The 24146-nt window shown below is 60.5% G+C and carries 20 protein-coding genes and 1 pseudogene; all 21 read left to right on the top strand.

Features of this window, described 5'->3' with window-relative positions:
- Nucleotides 1–106: 106 nt before the first annotated feature.
- Nucleotides 107–1042, top strand: a pseudogene (locus B5E67_RS13675) (conjugal transfer protein TraE); the annotation flags it as partial.
- Nucleotides 1039–1419: a DUF3851 domain-containing protein gene (locus B5E67_RS13670; protein WP_002576347.1), complete on the top strand. Its 381-nt coding sequence runs from the start codon at nt 1039–1041 to the stop codon at nt 1417–1419. The pseudogene B5E67_RS13675 and the gene B5E67_RS13670, both read left to right, overlap by 4 nt.
- Nucleotides 1412–3145, top strand: coding sequence for a CHAP domain-containing protein (locus tag B5E67_RS13665; protein WP_002576346.1), 1734 nt, complete (start codon nt 1412–1414; stop codon nt 3143–3145). Before B5E67_RS13670 ends, B5E67_RS13665 begins: the two co-directional genes overlap by 8 nt.
- A 33-nt stretch (nt 3146–3178) precedes the next feature.
- On the top strand, nt 3179–3433 hold the full coding sequence (locus tag B5E67_RS13660; protein ID WP_002576345.1) for a DUF4315 family protein: 255 nt from the start codon (nt 3179–3181) through the stop codon (nt 3431–3433).
- A complete protein-coding gene (locus tag B5E67_RS13655; protein WP_002576344.1) occupies nt 3423–4205 on the top strand; it encodes a DUF4366 domain-containing protein in 783 nt (260 codons plus the stop codon). Before B5E67_RS13660 ends, B5E67_RS13655 begins: the two co-directional genes overlap by 11 nt.
- Nucleotides 4202–4402: a hypothetical protein gene (locus tag B5E67_RS15970; RefSeq protein ID WP_038280261.1), complete on the top strand. Its 201-nt coding sequence runs from the start codon at nt 4202–4204 to the stop codon at nt 4400–4402. The genes B5E67_RS13655 and B5E67_RS15970 overlap by 4 nt, the downstream gene beginning before the upstream one ends.
- Entirely contained in the window at nt 4399–5091 is a 693-nt protein-coding gene (locus B5E67_RS13645) for a hypothetical protein (protein WP_002576343.1), read from the top strand. Before B5E67_RS15970 ends, B5E67_RS13645 begins: the two co-directional genes overlap by 4 nt.
- Nucleotides 5072–7171 carry a type IA DNA topoisomerase gene (locus B5E67_RS13640; RefSeq protein WP_002576342.1) on the top strand — a complete coding sequence of 700 codons (2100 nt, stop codon included), beginning with the start codon at nt 5072–5074 and terminating at the stop codon, nt 7169–7171. The genes B5E67_RS13645 and B5E67_RS13640 overlap by 20 nt, the downstream gene beginning before the upstream one ends.
- Nucleotides 7168–7449: a hypothetical protein gene (locus B5E67_RS13635; protein ID WP_002576341.1), complete on the top strand. Its 282-nt coding sequence runs from the start codon at nt 7168–7170 to the stop codon at nt 7447–7449. Before B5E67_RS13640 ends, B5E67_RS13635 begins: the two co-directional genes overlap by 4 nt.
- A gap of 2 nt (nt 7450–7451) precedes the next feature.
- Complete coding sequence (locus B5E67_RS13630) at nt 7452–10400, top strand: LPD16 domain-containing protein (RefSeq protein ID WP_002576340.1); 2949 nt, start codon at nt 7452–7454, stop codon at nt 10398–10400.
- 1 nt (nt 10401) lies between these two features.
- Complete coding sequence (locus B5E67_RS13625; RefSeq protein WP_002576339.1) at nt 10402–10617, top strand: transposon-transfer assisting family protein; 216 nt, start codon at nt 10402–10404, stop codon at nt 10615–10617.
- Nucleotides 10618–11465: 848 nt separating this feature from the next.
- Nucleotides 11466–11822 (top strand): TnpV protein, encoded by a 357-nt coding sequence (locus B5E67_RS15965; protein ID WP_022008426.1) that lies wholly within the window; start codon nt 11466–11468, stop codon nt 11820–11822.
- 203 nt (nt 11823–12025) lie between these two features.
- The gene (locus B5E67_RS13620) at nt 12026–18334 is read left to right on the top strand and encodes an SNF2-related protein (protein WP_242826256.1); all 6309 of its coding nucleotides are present in this window, start codon (nt 12026–12028) and stop codon (nt 18332–18334) included.
- A 1-nt stretch (nt 18335) separates the two neighbouring features.
- Nucleotides 18336–19412 (top strand): DUF3849 domain-containing protein, encoded by a 1077-nt coding sequence (locus tag B5E67_RS13615; RefSeq protein WP_002576335.1) that lies wholly within the window; start codon nt 18336–18338, stop codon nt 19410–19412.
- Nucleotides 19409–19753 (top strand): plasmid mobilization relaxosome protein MobC, encoded by a 345-nt coding sequence (gene mobC / locus B5E67_RS13610; RefSeq protein ID WP_002576334.1) that lies wholly within the window; start codon nt 19409–19411, stop codon nt 19751–19753. Before B5E67_RS13615 ends, mobC begins: the two co-directional genes overlap by 4 nt.
- Before the next feature lie 142 nt (nt 19754–19895).
- Nucleotides 19896–20201 carry a hypothetical protein gene (locus B5E67_RS13605; protein WP_002576333.1) on the top strand — a complete coding sequence of 102 codons (306 nt, stop codon included), beginning with the start codon at nt 19896–19898 and terminating at the stop codon, nt 20199–20201.
- Nucleotides 20198–20509, top strand: a complete 312-nt coding sequence (locus B5E67_RS13600) for a CD1845 family protein (RefSeq protein WP_002576332.1) — start codon at nt 20198–20200, stop codon at nt 20507–20509. The genes B5E67_RS13605 and B5E67_RS13600 overlap by 4 nt, the downstream gene beginning before the upstream one ends.
- A gap of 103 nt (nt 20510–20612) precedes the next feature.
- Nucleotides 20613–21206 (top strand): type IV toxin-antitoxin system AbiEi family antitoxin domain-containing protein, encoded by a 594-nt coding sequence (locus tag B5E67_RS13595; protein ID WP_002576331.1) that lies wholly within the window; start codon nt 20613–20615, stop codon nt 21204–21206.
- Nucleotides 21203–22051: a nucleotidyl transferase AbiEii/AbiGii toxin family protein gene (locus B5E67_RS13590; protein WP_002576330.1), complete on the top strand. Its 849-nt coding sequence runs from the start codon at nt 21203–21205 to the stop codon at nt 22049–22051. The genes B5E67_RS13595 and B5E67_RS13590 overlap by 4 nt, the downstream gene beginning before the upstream one ends.
- The gene (locus B5E67_RS13585) at nt 22048–22398 is read left to right on the top strand and encodes a hypothetical protein (protein WP_002576329.1); all 351 of its coding nucleotides are present in this window, start codon (nt 22048–22050) and stop codon (nt 22396–22398) included. Before B5E67_RS13590 ends, B5E67_RS13585 begins: the two co-directional genes overlap by 4 nt.
- A gap of 58 nt (nt 22399–22456) precedes the next feature.
- On the top strand, nt 22457–23869 hold the full coding sequence (locus tag B5E67_RS13580) for a relaxase/mobilization nuclease domain-containing protein (RefSeq protein WP_002576328.1): 1413 nt from the start codon (nt 22457–22459) through the stop codon (nt 23867–23869).
- Nucleotides 23870–24146 lie beyond the last annotated feature (277 nt).

The raw sequence follows: 24146 nt of genomic DNA, 5'->3' as shown, positions 1-24146 counted from the left end.
AAATCTACGCTGAGTGCCGCTTGAAAAAGTGATGAAATGCTTGAGCCGTATGACGGGAAATCTGTCACGTACGGTTCTTAGGCGGGAAAGCGGTGGTAACACCGCCGACCCAGCCGATTACGCGCCGCTGGTGGAGCGCCTGCACGGGCAGGTCATCAAAATCTCGCCCACCTCCACCAACTACATCAACCCGATGGACCTGAACCTGGACTATTCGGACGATGAAAGCCCGCTGTCGCTGAAGAGCGACTTCATCTTGTCGCTGTGCGAGCTGATCGTGGGCGGAAAGGACGGATTACAGCCGGTACAGAAAACCATCATTGACCGCTGTGTGCGGCTGGTCTATCAGGACTACCTCAACGATCCGCGCCCGGAGAATATGCCCATTCTGGAGGATTTATACGACCTGCTGCGGGCGCAGGATGAGAAAGAGGCGCAGTACATCGCCACGGCGCTGGAAATCTACGTCACCGGCTCCCTCAACGTGTTCAACCACCGCAGCAACGTGGACATCAACAACCGCATTGTTTGCTATGACATCAAGGAGCTGGGCAAGCAGCTGAAAAAGATCGGGATGCTGGTGGTGCAGGACCAGGTGTGGAACCGCGTCACCATCAACCGGGCGGCCCGTAAGTCCACCCGCTACTACATCGACGAGATGCACCTGCTGCTCAAAGAGGAACAGACCGCCGCCTATACGGTGGAGATTTGGAAGCGGTTCAGAAAGTGGGGCGGCATCCCGACCGGGATCACCCAGAACGTGAAGGACCTGCTTTCTTCCCGCGAGGTGGAGAACATCTTTGAAAACTCCGACTTCGTGTATATGCTCAACCAGGCGGGCGGCGACCGGCAGATTTTGGCCCGGCAGCTGGGCATTTCCCCGCACCAGCTGTCCTATGTGACCCACTCCGGCGAGGGCGAGGGGCTGCTGTTCTACGGCTCCACGATTCTGCCCTTTGTGGATCACTTCCCGAAAAACACCGAACTGTATCGCATTATGACGACCAAACCCCAGGAAATGAAGGAGGCTGATGGACGATGAAACCCGAAATTCTGCATAACGACCACATGATGTTTCTGGACCGGGCGCTGGAAACCCAGCGCACCGCGCTCCTGACGGCGATGGCGGACGCCGTTTCCGAGTGCCGCACGGCGGCGGATCAGGCCGCTGAACTGACCGAGACCGGCGAGACCGGCCTGCTGCGGCTGGTGGAGATTCTGTGCGCCGCCAAGGTCCAGCGCGGGCAGGCCGGTGAGACTGTGCTGGAGGGCACCGAGGTCCAGATTTTGGCCGACGTAGTGGCCCAGCTCTACGCCTGCCTGACCGAGTGCCGCTTCGTGGGTCCGCTGGGGCTGGCGGCCTATGCGGAGCTTTCCAGCATGGCGGCCTCCCTCATGCTGGGGGAATGGTTTGATTAAGGAACCGCGCCTGCGCTTCACGGAGGAAGAACGGGCGGACCCGGCGCTGGAAAAGCCCATCCGCAAGGCGGAGAAGGCCGCCGTCAAAGCGGACAAGGCGCAGGCAAAAATCCCGAAAAAGCAGGTCAAACGGGCCGAGGTGGACCCCAAGACCGGCAAGGTCACGACCAAGCTGGTGCTGGAGGATAAGCCCCGGCCGCCCTCCAAACTGTCCCATACAGTGCGGGACGCGCCGGGCAACGCAGTGGCGGGCAAGCTCCACCAGGAGATCCGCAAGACCGAGGACGGTAACGTGGGCGTGGAAAGCGCCCACAAGTCTGAGGAAGCCGTAGAGACCGGCGTGCATCTGGCGAGGGAGGGCTACCGCAGCCACAAACTGAAACCTTACCGCAAGGCCGCCCAGGCCGAGCGGAAGCTGGAAAAGGCCAACATCGAGGCGCTGTTCCAGAAGTCTGTCTATGAAAACCCTGCGGCAGCCAGCAACCCGCTGTCCCGCTGGCAGCAGAAACAGCAGATCAAGAAGCAGTACGCCGCCGCCAAACGGGCCGCACAGTCCGGCGGGAGCGCCGCCGGTGCCGCCCAAAAGACCGGCAAAGCGGCCAAGACGGTCAAGGAGAAAGCCCAGCAGGCCGGGGCCTATGTGATGCGCCATAAAAAGGGCTTTGGCATCGCCCTGGGCCTATTTTTAATCGTCTGCTTGCTGCTCAACACCATGTCCTCCTGCTCCATGATGGCGCAGAGCATCGGTTCGATGATCTCCGGCACCACCTACCCATCGGATGACCCGGAGCTGGTGGCGGTGGAGGCCAACTACGCCGCCAAGGAGGCCGCGCTGCAAGCCGAGATCGACAACATCGAGAGCAGCCACCCCGGCTATGACGAGTACCGCTATGACCTGGATATGATCGGCCACGACCCCCACGAGCTGGCGGCCTACCTGTCCGCTGTGCTGCAAGGCTACACGCGGGCAAGCGCCCAGGCGGAGCTGGAACGCATTTTCGCGGCCCAATACCAGCTGACGCTGACCGAGGAAGTGGAGGTGCGCTACCGCACCGAGACCCGGACAGACAGCGAGGGCAACGAGTATGACGTGGAAGTGCCCTACAACTACTACATCTTAAATGTGACCCTCACCAGCAAGCCCATCTCCTCCGTGGCGTTGGAGCTGCTGACGCCGGATCAGCTGGAAATGTACCAGGTGTACCGGCAGACGCTGGGCAACAAGCCCCTGATCTTCGGCGGCGGGTCCGCCGACACCAGCGATTCCGAGAGTTTGGCCGGTGTGGAGTTTGTCAACGGCACCCGGCCCGGCAATCAGGCGGTGGTGGACATCGCCAAAAGCCAGGTGGGCAACGTGGGCGGCCAGCCCTATTGGAGCTGGTACGGCTTTAATTCCCGCGTGGAGTGGTGCGCTTGCTTCGTGTCCTGGTGTTACGGCCAGATGGGCCTTTCCGAGCCGCGCTTTGCCGCCTGCCAGTCCCAGGGCATCCCCTGGTTCCAGTCGCACGGACAATGGGGCGGGCGGGATTACGCCAACATCGCCCCAGGCGACGCTATCTTCTTCGATTGGGACTTGGATGGCAGCGCCGACCATGTGGGCATCGTAGTGGGCACCGACGGCAGCCGGGTTTACACCGTAGAGGGTAATTCCGGCGACGCCTGCAAAATCAAGAGTTATTCCCTGACCTACGAGTGCATCAAGGGCTACGGCTTGATGAACTGGTGACAAATTTTTATGAAGAATAGGAGTGATTTGACTATGGCTAAAAACAAAATCGAGCGCATCGACCAGGAGATCGCCAAAACCCGCGAGAAGATCGCGGAACAGCAGGAAAAGCTGAAAGACCTGGAAGCGCAGAAAACCGAGGCGGAGAACCTGGAGATCGTCCAGATGGTCCGCGCCCTGCGTATGACCCCGGCCCAGCTGTCCGCCATGCTGTCTGGCGGCATGGTGCCCGGCCGGGCGGTGGGTTCTGCCAATCCCGAACAGGAGGAAATGACCCATGAAGAATAAAAAGATTTTCAGAACCTTTGCCGCCCTTTGCACCTGCCTGATGCTGATGGGCGGCTTCTCTGTGACCGCCTTTGCCCAGGGCACTGACCCTGCGCCCACGGCCACACCGGCGGCGGACGCCACCAACGACAGCAACGTGGTGGTGGAGGAAACCGAGGACAGCCCCGCCCTGACCCCGGAGGGCAACGCCGCCCTGGTGGATGACTTTGGCGGCAACAAGCAGCTCATCACCGTCACCACCAAGGCGGGTAACTATTTTTACATCCTCATTGACCGCGCCAACGAGGACAAGGAGACCGCCGTCCACTTCTTGAACCAGGTGGACGAGGCCGACCTGGAGGCGCTGATGGAGGACGGCGAGACGGCGGAGGAAACGCCCGCCGTCTGCAACTGCACGGAAAAGTGCGCCGCCGGTGCGGTGAATACGGCCTGCCCGGTGTGCGCCGTGAATATGGCAGAGTGTACGGGCCAGGAGCCGGAACCCACCCCTGACCCGGAAACAGAGCCGGAGCCGGAACAGGAACCGGCAGGGCTGAACCCGGCGATGCTGCTGGTGGTGCTGGCTGTGCTGGGCGGCATCGGTGCGCTGGTCTACTTCAAATTCATCAAGCAGAAGCCCAAGACCAAGGGCAGCGACAACCTGGATGATTACGACTACGGCGAGGACGATACCGAACAGGAGGACGAGGACCCTTGGGAGACCGAGGAATCTGACGAGCCGGAGGACGCCGGCGGGGGCGGCGATGAGGAAAGCGAGAACCCGGCCAAATGACCCGGTTCACCGACAGCCCTTATGAACCCATGATGACGCGCAGGCCGGAGGGCGGGAAGGCAGCTTCCCGTCCTCCCTCTTTATCTCCCGGCCCCCCCTGCTATGGCTGCGGAACCTACCGCCCCGGCCAGCCCTGCGTGGGCTTCTGCCACAAAGAACTGACTGCGTGGCTGCGCGAAAGGAGAAAAGCAAAATGAATTATTTTATCCAATTTCTCATTGTGTTCGACCTGATCTGCTTCGGCGTCTACTTTGGCGGCGACATCGTTTGCACGGCGCTCGCCAAGGTGCGCAAAAAGACAGACGAAGAAGAATTTGAAATCTACAAAGTGGAGGACGATACAGACACCTCCAAACCGGCGCTGTCCATCGACGCCATCCGCCACTTGTTCCGCGGCGAGGTCCACGATTTTGTCTGCAACAAACTTCTGCCCAGCGGGCAGGAAACCCTTTCCGCTCTGACCGAGCCGGAGCAGACAGCGGCCCGGTTCCTGTTCTGCGCCTTGATCGGCTATCTCAAAGAGGAAGCCCCGAAGGATGAGCAGAGCTTCCCGATGGTGATGGAGATGCTGAACTATGCCGAGGGCGCGAAAGAGGACGGCGACAAGGACGTGATCGACATTCTGATGGAGGAAACCGCCGCCCGGACACATCTGCGCGAGGAATATTTCAGCGATTACCGCCGTTACCAGCTCATGCAGGTGGATAAGACGCGGGTGCTGCTGGCCTGCCGTGTCATCATCAACGACCTGCTGGGAAAGCTGTACCGCTATGATTACAACGTCGGTTATGACTGCCTTCTGGACGATGGCAACAGCGTTTCCAGAAAACTGAAAAAATCCAACGAAGAAATGGAGGTAGAGGAAGATGCGATTGGTGATCGCTGAGAAGCCCTCTGTGGCAAAATCCCTGGCCGCCGTGCTGGGCGCTGCTACCCGCAAAGACGGCTACCTGGAGGGCGGCGGCTGGCTGGTGAGCTGGTGCCTGGGGCACCTGGCCGGGCTGGCGGACGCCGCCACCTACAACCCCGACTACGCCAAGTGGCGCTATGATGACCTGCCCATTTTGCCGGAGTCCTGGCGCTTCACCATCGCCAAAGACAAGCGGGATCAGTTCGATGTGCTGCGCACCCTGCTGCGGCGGGAGGACGTGACCGAGGTAGTCAACGCCTGCGACGCCGGGCGCGAGGGCGAGCTGATTTTCCGCACGGTCTACTGCCTGGCGGGCTGCCAGAAGCCCATGAAACGGCTGTGGATTTCCAGCATGGAGGATTCCGCCATCCGGGAGGGCTTTGCCAACCTGCGCCCCGGCGCGGACTATGACGGGCTGCACCAGGCGGCCCTCTGCCGGGCCAAGGCCGACTGGCTGGTGGGTATCAACGCCACCCGACTGTTCTCGGTGCTGTACCACCGCACCCTCAATATCGGGCGGGTCATGTCCCCGACGCTGGCCCTCATCGTCCAGCGGGAGGCAGAGATCGACGCCTTCAAGCCGGTGCCGTTCTATTCTGTGGCTCTGGACCTGCCCGGTTTTACCGCTGCCAGCGCCCGCATGGACAAAAAAGCCGATGCCGAACAGCTGAAAACTGCCTGCCAGGGCGGTACGGTGACGGTCAAGCAGGTGGAGCGCAGGGACAAATCCGAGAAGCCGCCCGCCCTCTATGACCTCACCACTCTCCAGCGGGACGCCAACCGCCTGCTGGGGTTCACGGCGCAGCAGACACTGGACTACCTGCAAAACCTCTATGAAAAGAAGCTCTGCACCTATCCCCGGACGGACAGCCGCTACCTGACCTCCGACATGGCCGAGGGCCTGCCGGTGCTGGTGAATTTGGTCGCCAACGCCATGCCGTTTCGCAAAGGCATCGCCATTTCCTGCGATGCGGCGGCGGTCATCCACGACAAGAAAGTGACCGACCACCATGCGGTGATCCCCACCCGGAACATCCGCGAGGCGGATCTGTCCGCTCTGCCGGTGGGTGAACGGGCCATTCTGGAGCTGGTGGCGCTGCGGCTGCTGTGCGCGGTGGCCCCGCCCTATAACTTTGCAGAAACCGCCGTTGTTGTGGACTGCGCTGGTGCGGAGTTTACCGCCAAAGGCCGCACGGTGAAGCAGCCCGGCTGGCGGGCGCTGGACGCCGCCTACCGGGCCAGCATGAAAAATGTGGAACCGGACGGCAATTCCGAGGACAAGGCCCTGCCGGAACTAACCGAGGGCCAGGCGCTGCCGGTTGCCGGTGCCGCCGTCAAGGAGGGCAAGACCACCCCGCCCAAGCACTTCACTGAGGATACCTTACTCTCTGCGATGGAGACTGCCGGAAAAGACGATATGCCGGAGGACGCCGAGCGCAAGGGGCTGGGCACCCCCGCCACCCGCGCCGGAATTTTAGAGAAATTGGTGTCCACCGGCTTCCTGGAACGCAAAAAGAGCAAGAAAACCGTGCAGCTTTTGCCGTCCCACGATGCCATTTCCCTGATTACCGTCCTGCCGGAGCAACTGCAATCCCCGCTGCTGACCGCTGAGTGGGAGTACCGGCTGGGCGAGATCGAGCGCGGCGAGCTGGCCCCGGAGGACTTCATGGCTGAGATCACCGCCATGCTGAAGGAGCTGGTGGGAACTTATCAGGTCATCAAGGGCAGCGAGTACCTGTTTGCCCCGCCCCGCGAGGTGGTGGGCAAATGCCCCCGCTGCGGCGGTGAAATTGCAGAAATGCAAAAAGGCTTCTTCTGTCAGGACCAATCTTGCAAATTTGCGATCTGGAAGAACAACAACTGGTGGGCAGCGAAGCGCAAACAACCCACCAAGGCCATTGTGGCGGCGCTGCTGAAAGATGGCCGCGCCCATGTGACCGGGCTGTACTCCGAGAAAAGCGGCAAGACCTACGACGCCACCGTGGTGCTGGAAGATACCGGCCAGTACGTCAACTTCAAGCTGGAATTTGACCGGCAGAAAGGCGGCGGCAAATGAAACTGAGTTTGTATGAACAGGAAACGATTATCCTCTACAACCAGGCCGAGGCCACCGCCGAGGTCTATTCCCACGACCCGCGCCTGCTGGAAAAGCTGCGGCGGCTGGCGGAAAAATACCCGGACCAGATCGTGAAAAAGGACCGTCAGACCTTTACGGTGCCCAAACGCTGCGTATCGGTGCGGGAGCCGTACAGCGCCGAGCGCCGCAAGGCCGCCAGCGAACGGGCCAAGGCCGCCGGGTACAAACCACCCGTCACGAAAGCGGGCGGCAAGTAAGCATGGGCGAGAGCGTCTTTGAAGTCGTAAAACAGTCCGTCACCGCCAGAGAGGCGGCGGAGCTTTACGGCATCGCAGTGGGGCGCGGCGGTATGGCCTGCTGCCCCTTCCACGATGACCGCCACCCCAGCATGAAGGTGGACACCCGTTTCCACTGTTTTGGCTGCGGCGCAGACGGCGATGTGATCGACTTCACCGCCCGGCTCTATGACCTGTCCCCCAAGGGGGCCGCTGAAAAGCTGGCCCAGGATTTTGGCCTTTCTTATGACAGCAAGGCCCCGATCCGGCGAAGTTATGTCCGGCAGAAAACCGAGGCGCAGGTGCGGAAAGAAAAACGAGAACACGGCTGGCGCGTCCTGACGGACTACTATCACTTGCTCCGAAAATGGGAGGCCGACTATTCCCCCAAGACGGCGGACGAGGACCCGCACCCGCGCTTTTTGGAGGCCGTCCAAAAAAAAGACTACATGGGCTATCTGCTGGACACCTTTCTCGACAGCAGCACCGAGGAACAGGACCAGTGGATCGCAGAACACACCGCTGAAATTTCGGCCATAGAAGGGAGAGTGAACATCATGGCTGACAAACCCACCAACCGGGAACGGTTGCAGCAAATCACGGCGGGCATTGAACAGGGCATCAAGGAGCTGTTCGAGAGCGAAAAGTATATGCGCTACCTGTCTGTGATGTCCCGGTTCCACCGCTATTCCGTCAACAACACCATGCTCATCTATATGCAGAAGCCGGACGCCACGCTGGTAGCCGGATATAACAAGTGGAAAAATCAGTTTGAGCGCCATGTGAAAAAGGGTGAGCATGGTATTACCATCATCGCGCCAACGCCGTTCAAGAAAAAGATCGAGGAACAGAAGTTGGACCCGGACACCAAAGCCCCCATCCTGGATGCAGAGGGCAAGGCGGTCATGGAGGAACGGGAAGTTGAGATCCCCATGTTCCGCCCGGTGAAGGTGTTTGATGTGAGCCAGACGGACGGCAAGCCCCTGCCGGAGCTGGCGTCCTCCCTGTCCGGGAATGTCCAGAACTACGAGGCTTTCATGGAGGCCCTGCGCCGGTCCGCGCCGGTGCCGCTCTCCGTGGAGCCGATGGCCGCCAACATGGACGGGTATTTCTCGCCGGACCAGCAGCGCATCGCCATCCGGGCAGGCATGAGCGAGGTGCAGACCGTTTCCGCCGCCGTCCATGAGATCGCCCACAGCAAGCTGCACAACTACGCCAAGGCCCAGGAGGAAGCGGCCAGGGCCGGTGATAAGGAGCCGCCCAAGAAGAAAGACCGCAACACCGAGGAGGTGGAGGCCGAGAGCATTTCCTATGCCGTCTGCCAGTATTACGGTATCCAGACCGGCGAGAACAGCTTCGGCTACATCGCCAACTGGAGCCAGGGTAAGGAGCTACCGGAGCTGCGGGCCAGTCTGGAGACCATCAACAAGGCGGCCGGGGAACTGATCGCGGACATTGACCGGCACTATAAGGTTATCTGCAAGGAGCGCGGTATTGACCTGGCCGCCCAGTCGGAACAGACAGTGCCGCAGCAGGAAGCCGCATCGGAGGCGGAGGTCCCCATGCAGGCTCCCGCCCGCCATGCTTACAAGCTCCACAGCAATTTTGAGCGTACCTCACCGGCAGACAGTACCTATATCCAGGAATATACCGTTGCGGATGATTTATCCCTTATCCCCGGAGAGGTACTTTATGCGGGAACCTATGACGAGTGTGTAAAACTGCACAACGCCCTTCAAGATGGCAGTATGACGGCTGAGCAGGTCAAGGCCCAGGCGCAGGCGGAAAAGCTCTATGAGTTGGACGGACGGCTGTACCTCCACGTCCAGCCCTGTGACGGCGGTTATGACTACACTATCTACGACAAGGGCACAATGCGGGCATTGGACGGCGGCCAGCTGGACGCCCCGGAGCTGCCCCTGTCCACCGCCGCGCTGAAAATCTGCGAGATGCACGACATGGGCGGCCAATCCATTCAGTATGCGCCGCTGTCCATGATCGAAACTTTGCAGGAGGCGGCTGTCCAGCAGATGCAGGCAGCGGCCCAGGCCGCCGCCCCGGAAACTACCATGCTGCCGGACGCCCCGGAGCAGCACCTGGACGAGTACCCCATGCCGGACCCCACGCTGACCCAGGACGATTTGGAAAAGAGCGGCTATCTGGACGGGGACCTTCTGCCCCTCTCCAAAGAGCGGGCCTATGAGCTGATGGAGCGCGACCTGACCGTTTATATCGTCCAGCAGGGTGAGAATCCGGCGATGGCTTTTGATACCACCGACCTGGACGCCTACGACGGGATCTTCGCCGTCACCCGCGAGGAATGGGAGGAAAGCCCGGCTTTCGATGCTCAGGTCAAGGAGCGCATGGACCACCAGCAGGAACGGGAGCAGGCGTTCCTCGATCACAAGGGCGACTGCTTCGCTATTTATCAGGTGAAGCACACCGACGAGTTGCGGGACATCCGCTATGAGGGGCTGGAATGGCTCAAGTCCATCGGGCAGACGGCGCAGCGGGACAACTACGATCTAGTCTACACCGCGCCGCTGCTGCCCTCCGATTTGAAGGGCGATACTGCCGAACAGCTTTTTTACCGCTTCAACAATGAACACCCCGCCGACTACCGTCACCCGTCCATGAGCGTCAGCGACATCGTTGCCATCAAGCGGGACGGCAAGGTATCCTGTCACTACTGCGACAGCTTCGGCTTTGCCGAGGTTCCCGGCTTCCTGCCGGACAACCCGCTGAAAAATGCGGAAATGGCCGTGGAGGATGACTACGGCATGATCGACGGCATTCTCAACAACGGCCAGCGGCAGCCGCCCCAACGGGAGTTGCCGGAAAAACGGAAGTCCGTTGTGGAGCAGCTGAAAAGCCAGCCCAAACCCGAACATAAAAAGACAGCGCCCAAAAAGAGCGCGGAAAGGGAGATCTGATATGAACGCTTTGACTTTTGAGGAAACCAACCTGCTGTGCATCTACAACCCCGGCACCCGCCAGGGGGCCATCGAGGCCCTGACCGAGATGCGCGGCCACTTGCAGGCGGACGAGGACGAGCTGCTGGCCCTGACCGACAGTACCCTCGCCAAGCTGCGCGCCATGACCGACGCCGAGTTTGACGAGCTGGAGCTGTACCCGGATTTTGATGAATAACACACTGTTTTGACCCGCAGGGCGGCCACCGTGCCGCCCTGCTTTTATATAAGACCAGGAAGGAGGACAGAATCCCATGCCAACCAAAGCAGAACAATACGCGCAGATGGCCGACCAGGTGGCGCGGCAGCTCACCGGCAGCTGGCAGGAGTGGGCGGGCTTTCTCACCACCGCCGCCCGCCTCTACAAATATCCGTTCCATGAACAGCTGATGATCTACGCCCAGCGCCCGGACGCTACCGCCTGCGCCGAGTACGACCTGTGGAACAACCGCATGGGCCGGTATGTGCGGCGCGGGTCCAAGGGCATCGCCCTGGTGGATGATTCCGGGGACCGGCCCCGACTGCGGTATGTATTCGACATTTCCGACACCGGCACCCGTGAACACTCCCGCACCCCCTGGCTGTGGACGATGAACGAGGAACACACCGCGCCGGTCATGGCGATGCTGGAACGCAACTATGATGTGAGCGGCGGCGACCTGGCCCAGCAGCTGGCCGATGTGGCCGCCAAGCTGGCGGAGGAATACTGGGCCGACCACCGGCGGGATATTCTCCCTATCGTTGACGGTTCCTTTTTGGAAGAGTACGATGAGTACAACATCGAAGTCCAGTTCAAATCCACCGCCGCTGTCAGCATCACCTATGCCCTGATGTCCCGCTGTGGGCTGGAGCCGGAGCAGTATTTCAGCCATGAGGATTTCATGGCGATCTTCGACTTCAACACCCCCGCCACCGTGGGGGCGCTGGGCACGGCGGTCAGCCAGATAAACCAGCAGGTACTGCGGCAGATCGGCGTCACCATCCAGAACTATGAGCGCGCCAAGGGCGCGGAAAGGAGTGCCACACATGGAAAACAACCTGACTTACACGAGGAACGGCGATTACCTGATCCCCGACCTGAAGCTGTCCGAACAGCCGGAGAAGCCCCTGGGCAAGTACGGCAGGATGCGCAAAGCGTACCTGAAGGAACACCGGCCCATCCTCTACAACCAGCTGCTGATGAGCGAGAAGCTGTACCCGCACCTTCGGGAGATCGACGAGACCGCGAACAGCCGTCTGGAGCAGATGATGCCCCGGCTGGCGGAGGCAGCGGGCGCGACGGAGCAGCTGAAAGCCAGCGACCCCATGCAGTGGGTGGGCCTGATGAACACCTGCAAGGCCCAGGCGGAGGAGATCCTGCTGGCGGAACTTATCAACAGCTGACCTTAAACCTGTTCCTCTCCGAAGCGGAACAAATCCATAAAATCGACGAAGCAGAGAGTGTGAAAACGCCCTCTGCTTTTTCTATGCCCAAACCCGCTGCGCAGGCGGAACCTGTGCGCCGGGCGCTGACCCAGGCGGAGATCGACGCCGCCATCCAGGAATGGAACGGCAATATTGAAAGTAAGCACGCGGTTGTCCGCTACATGAAGGACCATGCCCGTGAAAAGGATACCGCCGCCTGGCTGCGGCAGGAGTACGGCGATGATCTCCCGGCCCTGCCTGTGACGGTGGACGGCGCGGCGGGCGACGTGCCCTGGCCCAAGGTGCAGCGCCGGATCGTCCAGCTCATCAAGGAAGATCGGTTCTACACCGAGGCGGAGCAGGACCGATTTGACAACATCGACTCCATCGCCATCCGGGAGGCCCTGGCCGAGCGCGGCATCGTGAACGGCCAGGTGGTGGACCCGGAAAAGCTGGACAGTGATCCATTCATCCGGCAGGTCATGCGGGATGTGGAGGCCGTCGCAACCGAGGAACAGGCTGAGGCAGCGGCAAAGCCGCCTGTGCCGGACTTATCCGGCCAGCCCGTCACCCGCGAGGGCGACACCCTCACCATTGGCAGCGGCGAACCCACCCATGAGATCGACATCACGGTGTCGGACGAGGAATATGCCGCCATCCGGGGCACCATCCCGGAGCGCACCGCCTACGATCCGTCCGCCCCGGTTTACAATGTGGGCAATACCGTCTATCTGGATGACCGCGCCCATCAAATTACCGAACTGCGGGAGGATACGGTGCAGCTGCTGCCCACCGGCATGAGCTATCCCATCTACCGGGTCGAGAGCCGGGAGCGGTTCGAGCAGCTTTTGCGGGCAGACAACCGCAACGACTTCTACACCGAGTTCCTGCCCGTCAACCCTGACACGGCGGACCAGGACCTGCGGGACGTGCTGGCCCACGGCCTGATCGGCGCGCCGAACAAGGCGGAGCTTTCCGAACTGCTGCGCACCGGCAAGAGCAACCGGGAGGTCGCCCTGTGGCTGAGCCGGGCCTATCCTGACATCATCGAGACGATGGAGCTGGAGACCGGCGATACCGCCGACTACCGAACCATACCCGAAGGCATCGAGCTGGAAGTGCTGGACGCGGACGAGAAGCGACTGGCCATGCTGTTCTTCCGCTGGGATGAGGTTGCACCGCTGCTGCGCGGGCTATATGCCCGCCAGCTGGACGGCTTTGTGCAGGAGCAGGATGAACCGTATATGGAAGCCCCTGCCGCCGTGGAAGAACCTGCCGAAACCGCCAAGCCCATTGAAGAAGCTGCTGAGGCACCGGCGTTCCACTCCGAGACGGTGGCCGTCTACCCCGGTGACAAAAACGGACTTCCCTATGACGTGGTGGTGGAACGGCTGCACGTTGACCGGCCGGAACCCACGCCGCCTGAACCGACGCCGGACACGCAGCCGGAGGAAAAGCCGGATCACCCGGTCGCCATCCCGGTGAACGGTGAGTGGCAGACTTTCCCCAACCAGAGGGCAGCCGAACAGGCGGCCTATCAGGAGTACCGGGACAACCTGCGCCGCAACGCCGAGAACTTCCGCATCACCGACGACCATCTGGGCGAGGGCGGCCCCAAGGCCAAGTACCAGGCCAATGTGGCGGCGATCAAGCTGCTGAAATATCTGGAAGAGACCACCGGGCAGGCCACGCCGGAACAGCAGGAGGTATTGTCCCGCTATGTGGGCTGGGGCGGCGTGGCGGATGCCTTTGACCCGGACAAACCCGCGTGGGATGCCGAGTATTCGGAACTGAAAGAACTGCTGACCCCAGAGAAATACGCTGCGGCGCGGGCCTCCACCCTCAACGCCCACTATACCAGCCCCACCGTCATCCGCGCCATCTATGAGGCCGTGGAGCAGATGGGCTTCCGCACCGGCAACATTCTGGAACCGTCCTGCGGCGTGGGTAATTTCTTCGGGATGCTGCCGGAGAGCATGGCCGGGAGCAGGCTGTACGGCGTGGAGCTGGATTCCATCAGCGGGCGGATTGCCCAGCAGCTCTACCCCAAGGCTAACATCACCGTGGCGGGCTTTGAGACCACCGACCGGCGGGACTTCTATGACCTTGCCATCGGTAACGTCCCTTTCGGCCAGTACCAGGTGAACGACAAAGCCTACAACAAGCTGGGCTTCAACATCCACAACTACTTTTTTGCCAAGGCGCTGGACCAGGTGCGCCCCGGCGGCGTGGTGGCCTTTGTCACCAGCCGCTACACAATGGACGCCAAGGATTCCACCGTGCGCCGGTATCTGGCCCAGCGGGCCGAGCTGCTGGGGGCGATCCGCCTGCCCAACAACGCTTTCCGCGCCAATGCCGGGACCGATGTGGTGTCCGACATCCTGTTTCTGCAAAAGCGGGACCGCCCGCTGGACATCGCCCCGGACTGGACCCAAACCGGCCGGACCGAGGAAGGCTTCACGGTCAACCAGTATTTTCTGGATCACCCGGAGATGGTGCTGGGGCGGCCCACCGCCGAAAGCACCCAATACGGCAAACAGGATTACACCGTGGCCCCCATCGAGGGGCTGGAGCTGGCCGATCAGCTGCACGATGCCGTGAAGTACATTCGCGGCACCTACCAGGAGGCCGCGCTGCCGGAGCTGGGCGAGGGCGAGGACATCGACGAATCCCTCCCGGCTGACCCCAATGTGAAGAACTACTCCTACACGGTGGTGGACGGCGCGGTGTACTTCCGGGAAAACAGCCGCATGGTGCGCCCCGACCTGAACGCCACCGCCGAGGCCCGCGTCAAAGGGCTGGTGGGGCTGCGGGATTGTGTGCAGCGGCTCATCGACCTGGAGATGGACGCCGCCGCGCCGGATGCCGACATCCGGGCGCAGATAGCCGAACTGAACCGCCGCTATGACGATTTTTCCGCCAAGTACGGACTTATCAATGACCGGGCGAACCGGCTGGCCTTTGCCGATGACAGCAGCTATTACCTGCTCTGTGCCCTGGAGGTGCTGGACGAGGATGGCCGGTTGGAGCGCAAGGCAGATATGTTCACCAAACGCACGATCAAGCCACATGAGGCCGTCACCACCGTAGACACCGCCTCCGAGGCCCTGGCGGTCTCCATTTCTGAAAAAGCCTGCGTGGATATGGCCTACATGGAACAGCTCACCGGCAAAACCGGCGAAGAATTGGCTGACGAGCTGCGCGGTGTCATCTTCCGTGTACCGGGCCAGACTGAGCCGGACGGAACGCCCCATTATGTGACCGCCGATGAATACCTCTCCGGCAACGTGCGCCGGAAGCTGCGCCAGGCCCAGCGGGCGGCGGAGCAGGACCCGGCCTTTGCGGTCAACGTGGAGGCCCTGACCGCTGCCCAGCCCAAAGACCTGGACGCTTCCGAGATCGAGGTGCGGTTGGGTGCGACGTGGATCGACAAGGAGTACATCCAGCAATTCATGTACGAGACCTTCGACACGCCTTTTTACCTCCAGCGCAGCATTGAAGTCCACTACACCCCCTTTACGGCGGAATGGCAGATCTCCGGCAAAAATGTCGTGGGGCAAAACAACGTGGCCGCCTATTCGACCTACGGGACCAGCCGCGCCAACGCCTATAAAATCCTCGAAGATTCCCTCAATCTGCGGGATGTGCGTATCTACGACACCGTGGAGGACGCGGACGGCAAGGAACGCCGGGTGCTGAACGCCAAGGAAACCACCCTGGCCGCCCAAAAGCAGCAGGCCATCCGGGATGCTTTCCGCGACTGGATTTGGCGCGACCCGGAACGTCGGCAGGCGCTGGTGCGCCAGTACAATGAGGAAATGAACGCCACCCGCCCCCGCGAATATGATGGCAGCCACATTGTTTTTGGCGGCATGAACCCGGCCATCACCCTGCGGGAACACCAGAAAAACGCCATCGCCCATGTGCTGTACGGCGGCAACACGCTGTTGGCCCATGAGGTGGGCGCGGGCAAGACGTTTGAAATGGTAGGGGCCGCGATGGAGGCCAAACGGCTGGGGCTGTGCCAAAAGAGCTTATTCGTGGTGCCCAACCACCTGACCGAACAGTGGGCTTCGGAGTTCCTGCGTCTGTACCCGTCCGCGAACATCCTGGTGACAACCAAAAAGGACTTCGAGAAGCACAACCGCAAGAAGTTCTGTGCCCGTATTGCCACCGGCGACTACGACGCCATCATCATGGGTCACTCCCAGTTCGAGAAAATCCCCATCAGCAAGGAACGCCAGGAGCGGCTGCTGCATGAGCAGATTTGGGAAATCACCGAGGGTATCGCCGAGGTGGAGGCCAGCGGCGGGGAACGGTTCACCGTCAAGCAGCTGGAACGCACGAAAAAGTCTTTGGAGGCGCGGCTGGAAAAGCTGCAAGCCGAGGACCGCAAGGACGATGTGGTGACGTTTGAACAGCTGGGCGTGGACCGGCTCTTTGTGGACGAGGCGCACAATTATAAAAACCTGTTCCTCTATACAAAAATGCGGAATGTGGCGGGCCTTTCCACTACGGACGCGCAGAAATCCAGCGATATGTTTGCCAAGTGCCGGTACATGGATGAAATCACAGGCGGGCGCGGTGTAGTTTTTGCCACCGGCACGCCGGTTTCCAACAGCATGACCGAGCTTTACACCATGCAGCGGTATCTCCAATATGACCGGCTGCAAGAGCTGGGCATGGCGCACTTTGACTGCTGGGCCAGCCGCTTCGGGGAGACAGTGACCGCTTTGGAGCTTGCCCCGGAAGGGACCGGCTACCGGGCGCGGACCCGCTTCTCCAAGTTCTTCAACCTGCCGGAGCTGATGAACCTGTTCAAAGAGGTGGCAGACATCAAGACCGCCGACCAGCTCCATCTTCCCACCCCGGAGGTAGAATATCACAACATCGTGGCCCAGCCCACCGAACAGCAGCAGGAAATGGTGAAGGCGCTCTCGGAACGCGCTTCCCTGGTACACAGCGGCACGGTGGACCCGTCCCAGGACAATATGCTCAAGATCACCAGCGACGGGCGCAAGCTGGGGCTGGACCAACGGATCATCAACCAGCTGCTGCCGGATGAGCCGGGCACCAAGGTCAATCAATGCGTGGACAATATCATGCAGATTTGGCGGGACGGCGAGGCCGACAAGCTGACCCAGCTGGTGTTCTGCGACATCTCCACGCCCCAGGCCCGGCCTGCCAAAAAGGTAGCGAAGGCGCTGGACAACCCGACCCTCCACGCTTTGGAGGACGCGGTGCCGCTGGACGAGCCGGAACCGGCCTTTACGGTCTACGAGGACATCCGGCAGAAGCTCATCGCTAAAGGTGTGCCCGCCGAGCAGATTGCCTTTATCCATGAGGCCAACACCGAGGTGCGCAAAAAGGAGCTGTTCTCCAAGGTCCGCACCGGCCAGGTGCGCGTCCTGCTGGGCAGCACGGCCAAGATGGGTGCAGGCACCAACGTGCAGGATCGCCTGGTGGCGCTGCATGACCTGGACTGCCCGTGGCGGCCCGGCGACCTGGCCCAGCGAAAGGGCCGCATTGAGCGCCAAGGCAACCAGAACGAGACTGTCCATGTGTACCGCTATGTCACTGAGGGGACGTTTGACGCCTACCTCTGGCAGACGGTGGAAAACAAACAGAAATTCATCAGCCAGATTATGACCTCCAAATCGCCGGTGCGAAGCTGCGACGATGTGGACGAAACCGCGCTGTCCTTTGCCGAGATCAAGGCGCTGTGCGCCGGGGACCCGCGCATCAAGGAACGCATGGACCTGGATGTGGACGTGGCGCGGTTAAAGCTGATGAAGGCCGACCACCAGAGCAAGCAGTACCGCCTGGAGGACCAGCTGCTCAAAACCTTCCCGGAGGAGATCGAGAAAAACAAGGGCTTTATCGCCGGGCTGGAAGCGGATATGGCGACCCTGGCCGCTCATCCTCACCCGGAGGACGGCTTTGCCGGGATGGAAGTCCGTGGCGACACCCTCACCGACAAGGAGAACGCCGGTGCGGCGCTGCTGGACGCCTGCAAGGAGGTCAAAGGGGCCGACCCGGTGCCGGTGGGCAGTTACCGGGGCTTCACTATGTCGGTGTCGTTTGACGCTTTCCGGCAGGAGTATATGCTCCTGCTGAAAGGCCAGATGACCCACCGGGCGACGCTGGGCACAGACCCCCGTGGAAATCTAACCCGTATCGACAATGCGCTCAGTCAGATGCCCCAGCGGCTGGAAGCGGTGAAGAACCAGCTGGACAACCTCTACCAGCAGCAGGCCGCCGCCAAGGCAGAGGTGGGTAAGCCCTTCCCACAGGAGCAGGAGCTGCGGGACAAATCCGCCCGGCTGGCCGAGCTGGATGTACTGCTGAACATGGACGGCCGGGGCCGCCCTGCGCCGGAGGCGGTGCTTGCCAAGAGCAGCCGCCCCTCGGTGCTGGAGGGTCTGAAACGCCCGGTGCCGCCGCGCTGCCCCGAAAAGAAACCCAAACACCACGAACAGGAGGTGCGATAACATGAATACCGACAAAAACACGGCCCTCTATGAGAAGATGGCCGCCGAACAGGACAAGTTCCGGGACTGGCTGAAAAGCCAGCCCCCGGAGGAAATTCTAAAGCATACCTATGAGTACACGGTCCGGGAGGACATCCTGATGGCGATGGAGGAGCTGGATCTGCCCCAAAGCCGGGCCGCCGCGCTGCTGGCGTCGTCGTCCCCGCTGGCCGATGTCTACAAGGAGTTTTCTGACCGGGAGACTTCCTACATGGATGTGGTGCGGGACAGCATCGAGCAGCGGGCCGATGCGGCGCTGGACGCCCAGCGGGAACTGCCGCTCTACCGCCACGACGCCGCCTATGCCCGCGAACAGGGCGACCTGGATTTGTACCGGGCGTCCCGCCGCGCCAACATCGCCTGCAAGGAGGCCATCGAGGCGGCCATTTCGGAACATTACCGGGACAACCGGCTGGACAAGGACGCGGTACCCCAGGTGATCGAGCAGTTCGGCTACACCCGCATCCTCTATGTGCTGGCAAATACCGTGCAGCAGAAAGAGTGGGATGAGCGTTTCAGCCCGGCCAACAAGGCGTGGGCCAGGACGGTGGACATCCCGCCCAACCCGGACGGCTTTGGCGGCGAACGCAACCTGGACTTTGTGGTGGACAGCCACTCCGGCCTGGTCGATCTGTTCTTGAGCCAGGCGCGGCAGGATTATCTGCGGCTCCAGCCGCTGACGCCGGAGGAAATCCGTGCCGAGGCCGCCCGGCTTTTGCAGGAGCTTCGTGCGCCGGGTACACCCAACAGCCCCCACGGCACCCACTACATGGCCCGCGTTTCGCCAGACTTTCTGGCCCGCGCAGGCACCCAGGCCCATGACCAGCTGATGACGCTGCTGCCGTTCCGCAGTCTGGCGATCACCGGCATGAAGGAACTGCCCGGCACCTATGTCACCATCTTGGCCAGCGAGGACCGTTCCAAAGAGCTGCGCCAGCGCCGCCCCTCGGTCCGCCGCCAGCTGAAACAGGAGCCGCGCCCCGCTGAAAAGCCGGAGAAAAAATCCCCCATCTATAAGAAAAAGGAGCCGGAGCGATGAGCGCCCCCAAGCGCAAGCGGGAGGTGCAGCTGAACTTCCGGGTCTCGCCGGAAGAACTGGCGTTGATCGAACAGAAGATGGCCCAGCTGGGAACAACGAACCGGGAAGCCTACCTGCGCAAGATGGCCTTGGACGGTTATGTGGTGCGCCTGGAACTGCCGGAGCTGAAGGAGTTGGTGTCCCTGATGCGCTATTCCAGCAACAACTTAAACCAGCTGGCCCGCCGTGCGCATGAAACCGGGCGCATTTACGACGCCGACCTGGAGGATATATCCCGGAGGCAGGAGGCTTTGTGGGATGGGGTGCATCAGGTATTGACCCAGCTGGCAAAGCTGTCGTGACAGGGGCATACGCCCCGGCTGTGAGGGAGGTCCGGCGCGTGCAGACTGCATCGCCGGGCCTCCCTCTTTTTTTTCTTTGCCCGTATCGTTGCGTTTTGGTGGGGTGTGATTGATAATGGAGTCAGAAACGAGGTGATGGCTGATGTTGACGTTTGAAAACGTCTTGGAGATTTTTCATGAGTACCTGCTGCACGACCCGGAGGAAGAAGTTCTCCCTTGTAAACGCGGCTATGTCCGATTGACTTGGAACAAGGATTCCCGCTACTGTGTGGACGGTATCCTCTGCCGAATCCCGGAGGAACTGTTTGACCTGTTGCTCACGGATTACCAGGACTTTGAATTGCTCCGCCGGACGAAAGGCCGCCGGGAAGTTACAGAAGCCGATGAAAAAGCCGTGAAAGAACTGTGCCAGCCCTACCTGGACTGGCGGAAGGAGGCGCTGAAATGAGAGCGGTGCTGTTTATTTTGAAATTGGGGCTGAAAATCCTTGCCGTGCCGGTGGTGCTGGCGCTGACGCTGTTCACCTGGCTGTGCTTCTGGCTGCTGTATGTGTCCAGCTTCATCTTCGGCCTGGTCTCCACGGTGGTGGCGCTGCTGGGGATCGCGGTGCTTGTGACCTACTCGCCGCAAAACGGCGTAATCCTGCTGGTGATCGCCTTCCTGGTCAGCCCGCTGGGCCTGCCGATGGCCGCCGTCTGGCTGGTGGGCAAGGTACAGGACCTGCGGTATGCGATCCAGGACGCGGTGTATGGCTGAATAGGAAGCGAAGAATTGCCGGGAGTGAGTGCCCGGCAATTTTTTGACTTTACTTTCGTGCTAATTTTGCGTATAATATTAGCATGAAAGGAAGGTGAAGAACGTGAGCCAATTTCAACAGCTGGACCAGCTGATGGAACGTCAGGATGGGATGCTGCGCACCGGGCAGGTCCTCGCGGCCGGGATCTCAAAACCTGTTTTTTATCAATTCGTGCAGTCTCGTGGGCTGGAACAGGCGGCGCATGGGATTTATCTTTCCAAAGACGCCTGGGTGGACGCCATGTATCTGCTGCATCTTCGCTGTCCGCAGGCAGTTTTTTCCCATGAAACGGCGCTGTTTTTCCATGACCTGACCGACCGGGAGCCGCTGGCCTATTCCATTACGGTCAAGACGGGCTACAATCCGACCCGGCTCAAGGACGAGGGCGTTCAGGTCTTTACCATCAAGGCGGAGCTGCATGAGGTCGGCCTGACAACCGCGCAGACCCCCTTCGGTCACGATGTGCCGGTATATGATATGGAACGGACGATCTGCGATGTGCTGCGCAGCCGGAGCCATATCGAGATGCAGACATTCCAGGACGCTTTGAAAGCGTATGCTCGCCGGAAAGATAAGGACCTGCGGACGCTGGTGCGCTATGCCAAGCTGTTCCGGGTCGAGAAGATTTTACGCCAGTATTTGGAGGTACTGCTATGATAAAGACAGCCAGACAGCTGAAAGATTTGATCCGTAACCTGTCAAAGAAAAATGCTGCGGATGCGCAGGTTTTGATGCGCAACTATATGATGGAGCGTTTTCTTGAACGTATTTCTCTTTCCTCATACCGGGACAAGTTCATCCTCAAGGGTGGTATGCTGGTGGCCGCGATGGTCGGTCTGGACGCCCGCTCCACGATGGACCTGGACGCAACGGTCAAGGGGGCCAACGTCAGCGTGGAGGATGTGGAGAACATGATGGCCGAGATCATCGCCGTTCCCATTGACGACGGCGTTACCTTCCAGGTGAAAAGCATTTCGGAAATCATGGATGAAGCGGAATATCCCGGCATTCGGGTGACGATGACAACGCTCTTTGACGGGGTGCGCACCCCGCTGAAAATCGACATTTCTACCGGCGACGCCATCACCCCTAAAGAGGTGCGGTACAGCTTCAAGCTCATGCTGGAGGACCGTTCCATCGACGTTTGGGCCTATAACCTGGAGACCGTGCTGGCCGAAAAGCTGGAAACCATCATCACCCGGACCACGACCAACACCCGTATGAGAGATTTTTACGACATCGCCATCCTGCAACAACTCTATGGCAGCACTCTGGACCCGCACGTTCTCCATGACGCGCTTCTGGCGACAGCCCACAAGCGCGGCACCGAGCGCCATCTGGCCGAGGCCGCCGAAGTCTTTGATGAAGTGGAGGCCAGCCCGGTCATGCAGGACCTGTGGGTGGCCTATCAGAAAAAGTTTTCCTATGCGTCCGACCTTGGCTGGAATACGGTCATGGCTGCGGTCCGTCAGCTGTTCGCTCGTTGCGAGGGCACGGCATGAAAAAGCGTGGACACTACTGCAAGGTCTGTGGCGAGTATAAGGCAAACGAAAAGTTTTCCGGCAAGGGTCACGCCGCGCACATTTGTAAAACCTGCGCCGCCCTCCCGCCAGAAAAGCAGGCGGAAGAAATGGCACTTACCCGGCTGGTCAACCTTCCCTGGCGATTATCCAAAGAACAGCTTTCGTGGTTGAAGAAACGGATGAAAGACCGGCGGGATGCCGTGCGGACCTTGGCGACGGAACAATATGAAATGCGGTTCCCGCCCAGGATAGAACTGGATGAATTGGAAGATGACTTTGAGGAAGATTTCGATTTTTATATGGACGAGGAAACTGATATAGAGTAAACCGATGCGGTCTGTGATAAGCAGGCCGCTTATTTTTTGGAAAGGAGGCGGACCCCACATGGCCACCACCCGCATTATACCGCTGCACACCGGCAAGGGCCGCACGGTCGGCAAGGCGATCAGCGATATCATTGGTTATGTAAAAAATCCAGAAAAGACCGACCACGGCAGGCTCATCACCAGCTACCAGTGTGACAGCCGCGTGGCCGATGCGCAGTTCCTGCTGGACAAGCAGACCTACGCCGCCCGCACCGGCCGGGTGCGCGGTGCGGACGATGTGATTGCCTACCACCTGCGGCAGTCCTTTGTGCCGGGCGAGATCACGCCGGAGGAAGCCAACCGGTTGGGCGTAGAGCTGGCCCGGCGATTTACCAAGGACAAGCACGCTTTCATCGTCTGCACCCACATTGACAAGGCTCACGTCCACAACCATATTATATGGAACTCCACCACGCTGGAGTGTGACCGCAAGTTCCGCAACTTTTGGGGCAGCACCCGCGCCGTCCACCGTCTGAGCGATACCATCTGCGTTGAGAACGGTTACTCCATTGTGGAGGCTCCCAAGCGGCGCGGCCAGAGCTACAACAAGTGGCTGGGTGACGCGGCGAAGCCCTCCCACAAGGAGCAGCTGCGTCAGGCCATTGACCGGGCACTGGCGCAGAAACCGGCCAGCCTGGAGGAGCTGCTGCGCCTGTTGGAACAGGACGGCTTCACCGTTCACCGGCGCGGAAAAAACATCTCCATCGGCGCGGAGGGCTGGGGCAACAATGTCCGCTTTGACCGGCTGGGGGACGGCTACACGCTGGACGATCTGTTGGCGGTCCTCTCCGGCCAGAAAGAACATATGCCCCGCAAGCAAGCCGTCCCGCAGGCCGCTCCGCCGAAGGTCAATCTGCTGGTGGACATCCAGGCAAAACTCCAGGCCGGAAAAGGTGCCGGGTACGCCCGCTGGGCCAAGGTGTTCAACCTCAAGCAGATGGCACAGACCCTCAACTACCTGTCCGAACATGGGCTGCTGGATTATGCCGATTTGGAAACCAAAACAGCAGAGGCGACGGCCCGCTATAATGCGCTGTCCGATCAGATCAAGGCCGCTGAGAAGCGCATGGCCGAGATTGCCGTGCTGCGCACCCACATCGTCAACTACGCCAAGACCCGCGAGACCTATGTGGCCTACCGCAAGGCCGGGTATTCAAAGAAATTCCGGCAGGAGCATGAGGAGGAAATCTTGCTGCACCAGGCCGCCAAGGAAGCCTTCAACGAGCTGAATGTGAAGAAGCTGCCCACCATCAAGGAGCTTCAGACCGAGTACGCCCAGCTACTGGCGGACAAGAAAAAGGCTTACGGTGAGTACCGGCAGGCCCGCGCCACCATGCGGGAGCTGCTGACGGTCAAGAATAACGTGGATCGGGTCCTGGCGATGGAGCAGACCGAGCCGCAACAGAAAGAAAAAGACCACGGCCAGCGGTGAGCTGGTCGCAGTCAAAAGCGTTCACAAGAACGCGCAGCCACAGATTGAAAATCTGTGTTCCAAGGGGGCTTGGGGGACTTCCCTCAACAAGCGCGTGGGGCTATCTGGATAGCCACAGGCATCGCTTGCCAGTATTATCCCGAATTCGGGATAAGACTGGTTATACCGAAAGTTGGATTATCCCGAATCTTCAGAAAAAACCGCTTATTCACCAGCTTTTTATAAAAAGATTCGGGATAACTTTTCCATACTTTTAAGACACTTCCGCTGGGATTGG

It is taken from the genome of Faecalibacterium sp. An122 (assembly GCF_002160895.1).
GTDB lineage: Bacteria > Bacillota > Clostridia > Oscillospirales > Ruminococcaceae > Faecalibacterium.
This window is presented reverse-complemented; position numbering and strand designations above follow the sequence as displayed.

Coding starts and splice junctions, on each gene's coding strand:
- B5E67_RS13670 (WP_002576347.1), top strand. CDS start 1,039: ATGAAACCCGAAATTCTGCATAACGACCACATGATGTTTCTGGACCGG.
- B5E67_RS13660 (WP_002576345.1), top strand. CDS start 3,179: ATGGCTAAAAACAAAATCGAGCGCATCGACCAGGAGATCGCCAAAACC.
- B5E67_RS13655 (WP_002576344.1), top strand. CDS start 3,423: ATGAAGAATAAAAAGATTTTCAGAACCTTTGCCGCCCTTTGCACCTGC.
- B5E67_RS15970 (WP_038280261.1), top strand. CDS start 4,202: ATGACCCGGTTCACCGACAGCCCTTATGAACCCATGATGACGCGCAGG.
- B5E67_RS13645 (WP_002576343.1), top strand. CDS start 4,399: ATGAATTATTTTATCCAATTTCTCATTGTGTTCGACCTGATCTGCTTC.
- B5E67_RS13640 (WP_002576342.1), top strand. CDS start 5,072: ATGCGATTGGTGATCGCTGAGAAGCCCTCTGTGGCAAAATCCCTGGCC.
- B5E67_RS13635 (WP_002576341.1), top strand. CDS start 7,168: ATGAAACTGAGTTTGTATGAACAGGAAACGATTATCCTCTACAACCAG.
- B5E67_RS13630 (WP_002576340.1), top strand. CDS start 7,452: ATGGGCGAGAGCGTCTTTGAAGTCGTAAAACAGTCCGTCACCGCCAGA.
- B5E67_RS13625 (WP_002576339.1), top strand. CDS start 10,402: ATGAACGCTTTGACTTTTGAGGAAACCAACCTGCTGTGCATCTACAAC.
- B5E67_RS15965 (WP_022008426.1), top strand. CDS start 11,466: ATGGAAAACAACCTGACTTACACGAGGAACGGCGATTACCTGATCCCC.
- B5E67_RS13620 (WP_242826256.1), top strand. CDS start 12,026: ATGAAGGACCATGCCCGTGAAAAGGATACCGCCGCCTGGCTGCGGCAG.
- B5E67_RS13615 (WP_002576335.1), top strand. CDS start 18,336: ATGAATACCGACAAAAACACGGCCCTCTATGAGAAGATGGCCGCCGAA.
- mobC (WP_002576334.1), top strand. CDS start 19,409: ATGAGCGCCCCCAAGCGCAAGCGGGAGGTGCAGCTGAACTTCCGGGTC.
- B5E67_RS13605 (WP_002576333.1), top strand. CDS start 19,896: ATGTTGACGTTTGAAAACGTCTTGGAGATTTTTCATGAGTACCTGCTG.
- B5E67_RS13600 (WP_002576332.1), top strand. CDS start 20,198: ATGAGAGCGGTGCTGTTTATTTTGAAATTGGGGCTGAAAATCCTTGCC.
- B5E67_RS13590 (WP_002576330.1), top strand. CDS start 21,203: ATGATAAAGACAGCCAGACAGCTGAAAGATTTGATCCGTAACCTGTCA.
- B5E67_RS13585 (WP_002576329.1), top strand. CDS start 22,048: ATGAAAAAGCGTGGACACTACTGCAAGGTCTGTGGCGAGTATAAGGCA.
- B5E67_RS13580 (WP_002576328.1), top strand. CDS start 22,457: ATGGCCACCACCCGCATTATACCGCTGCACACCGGCAAGGGCCGCACG.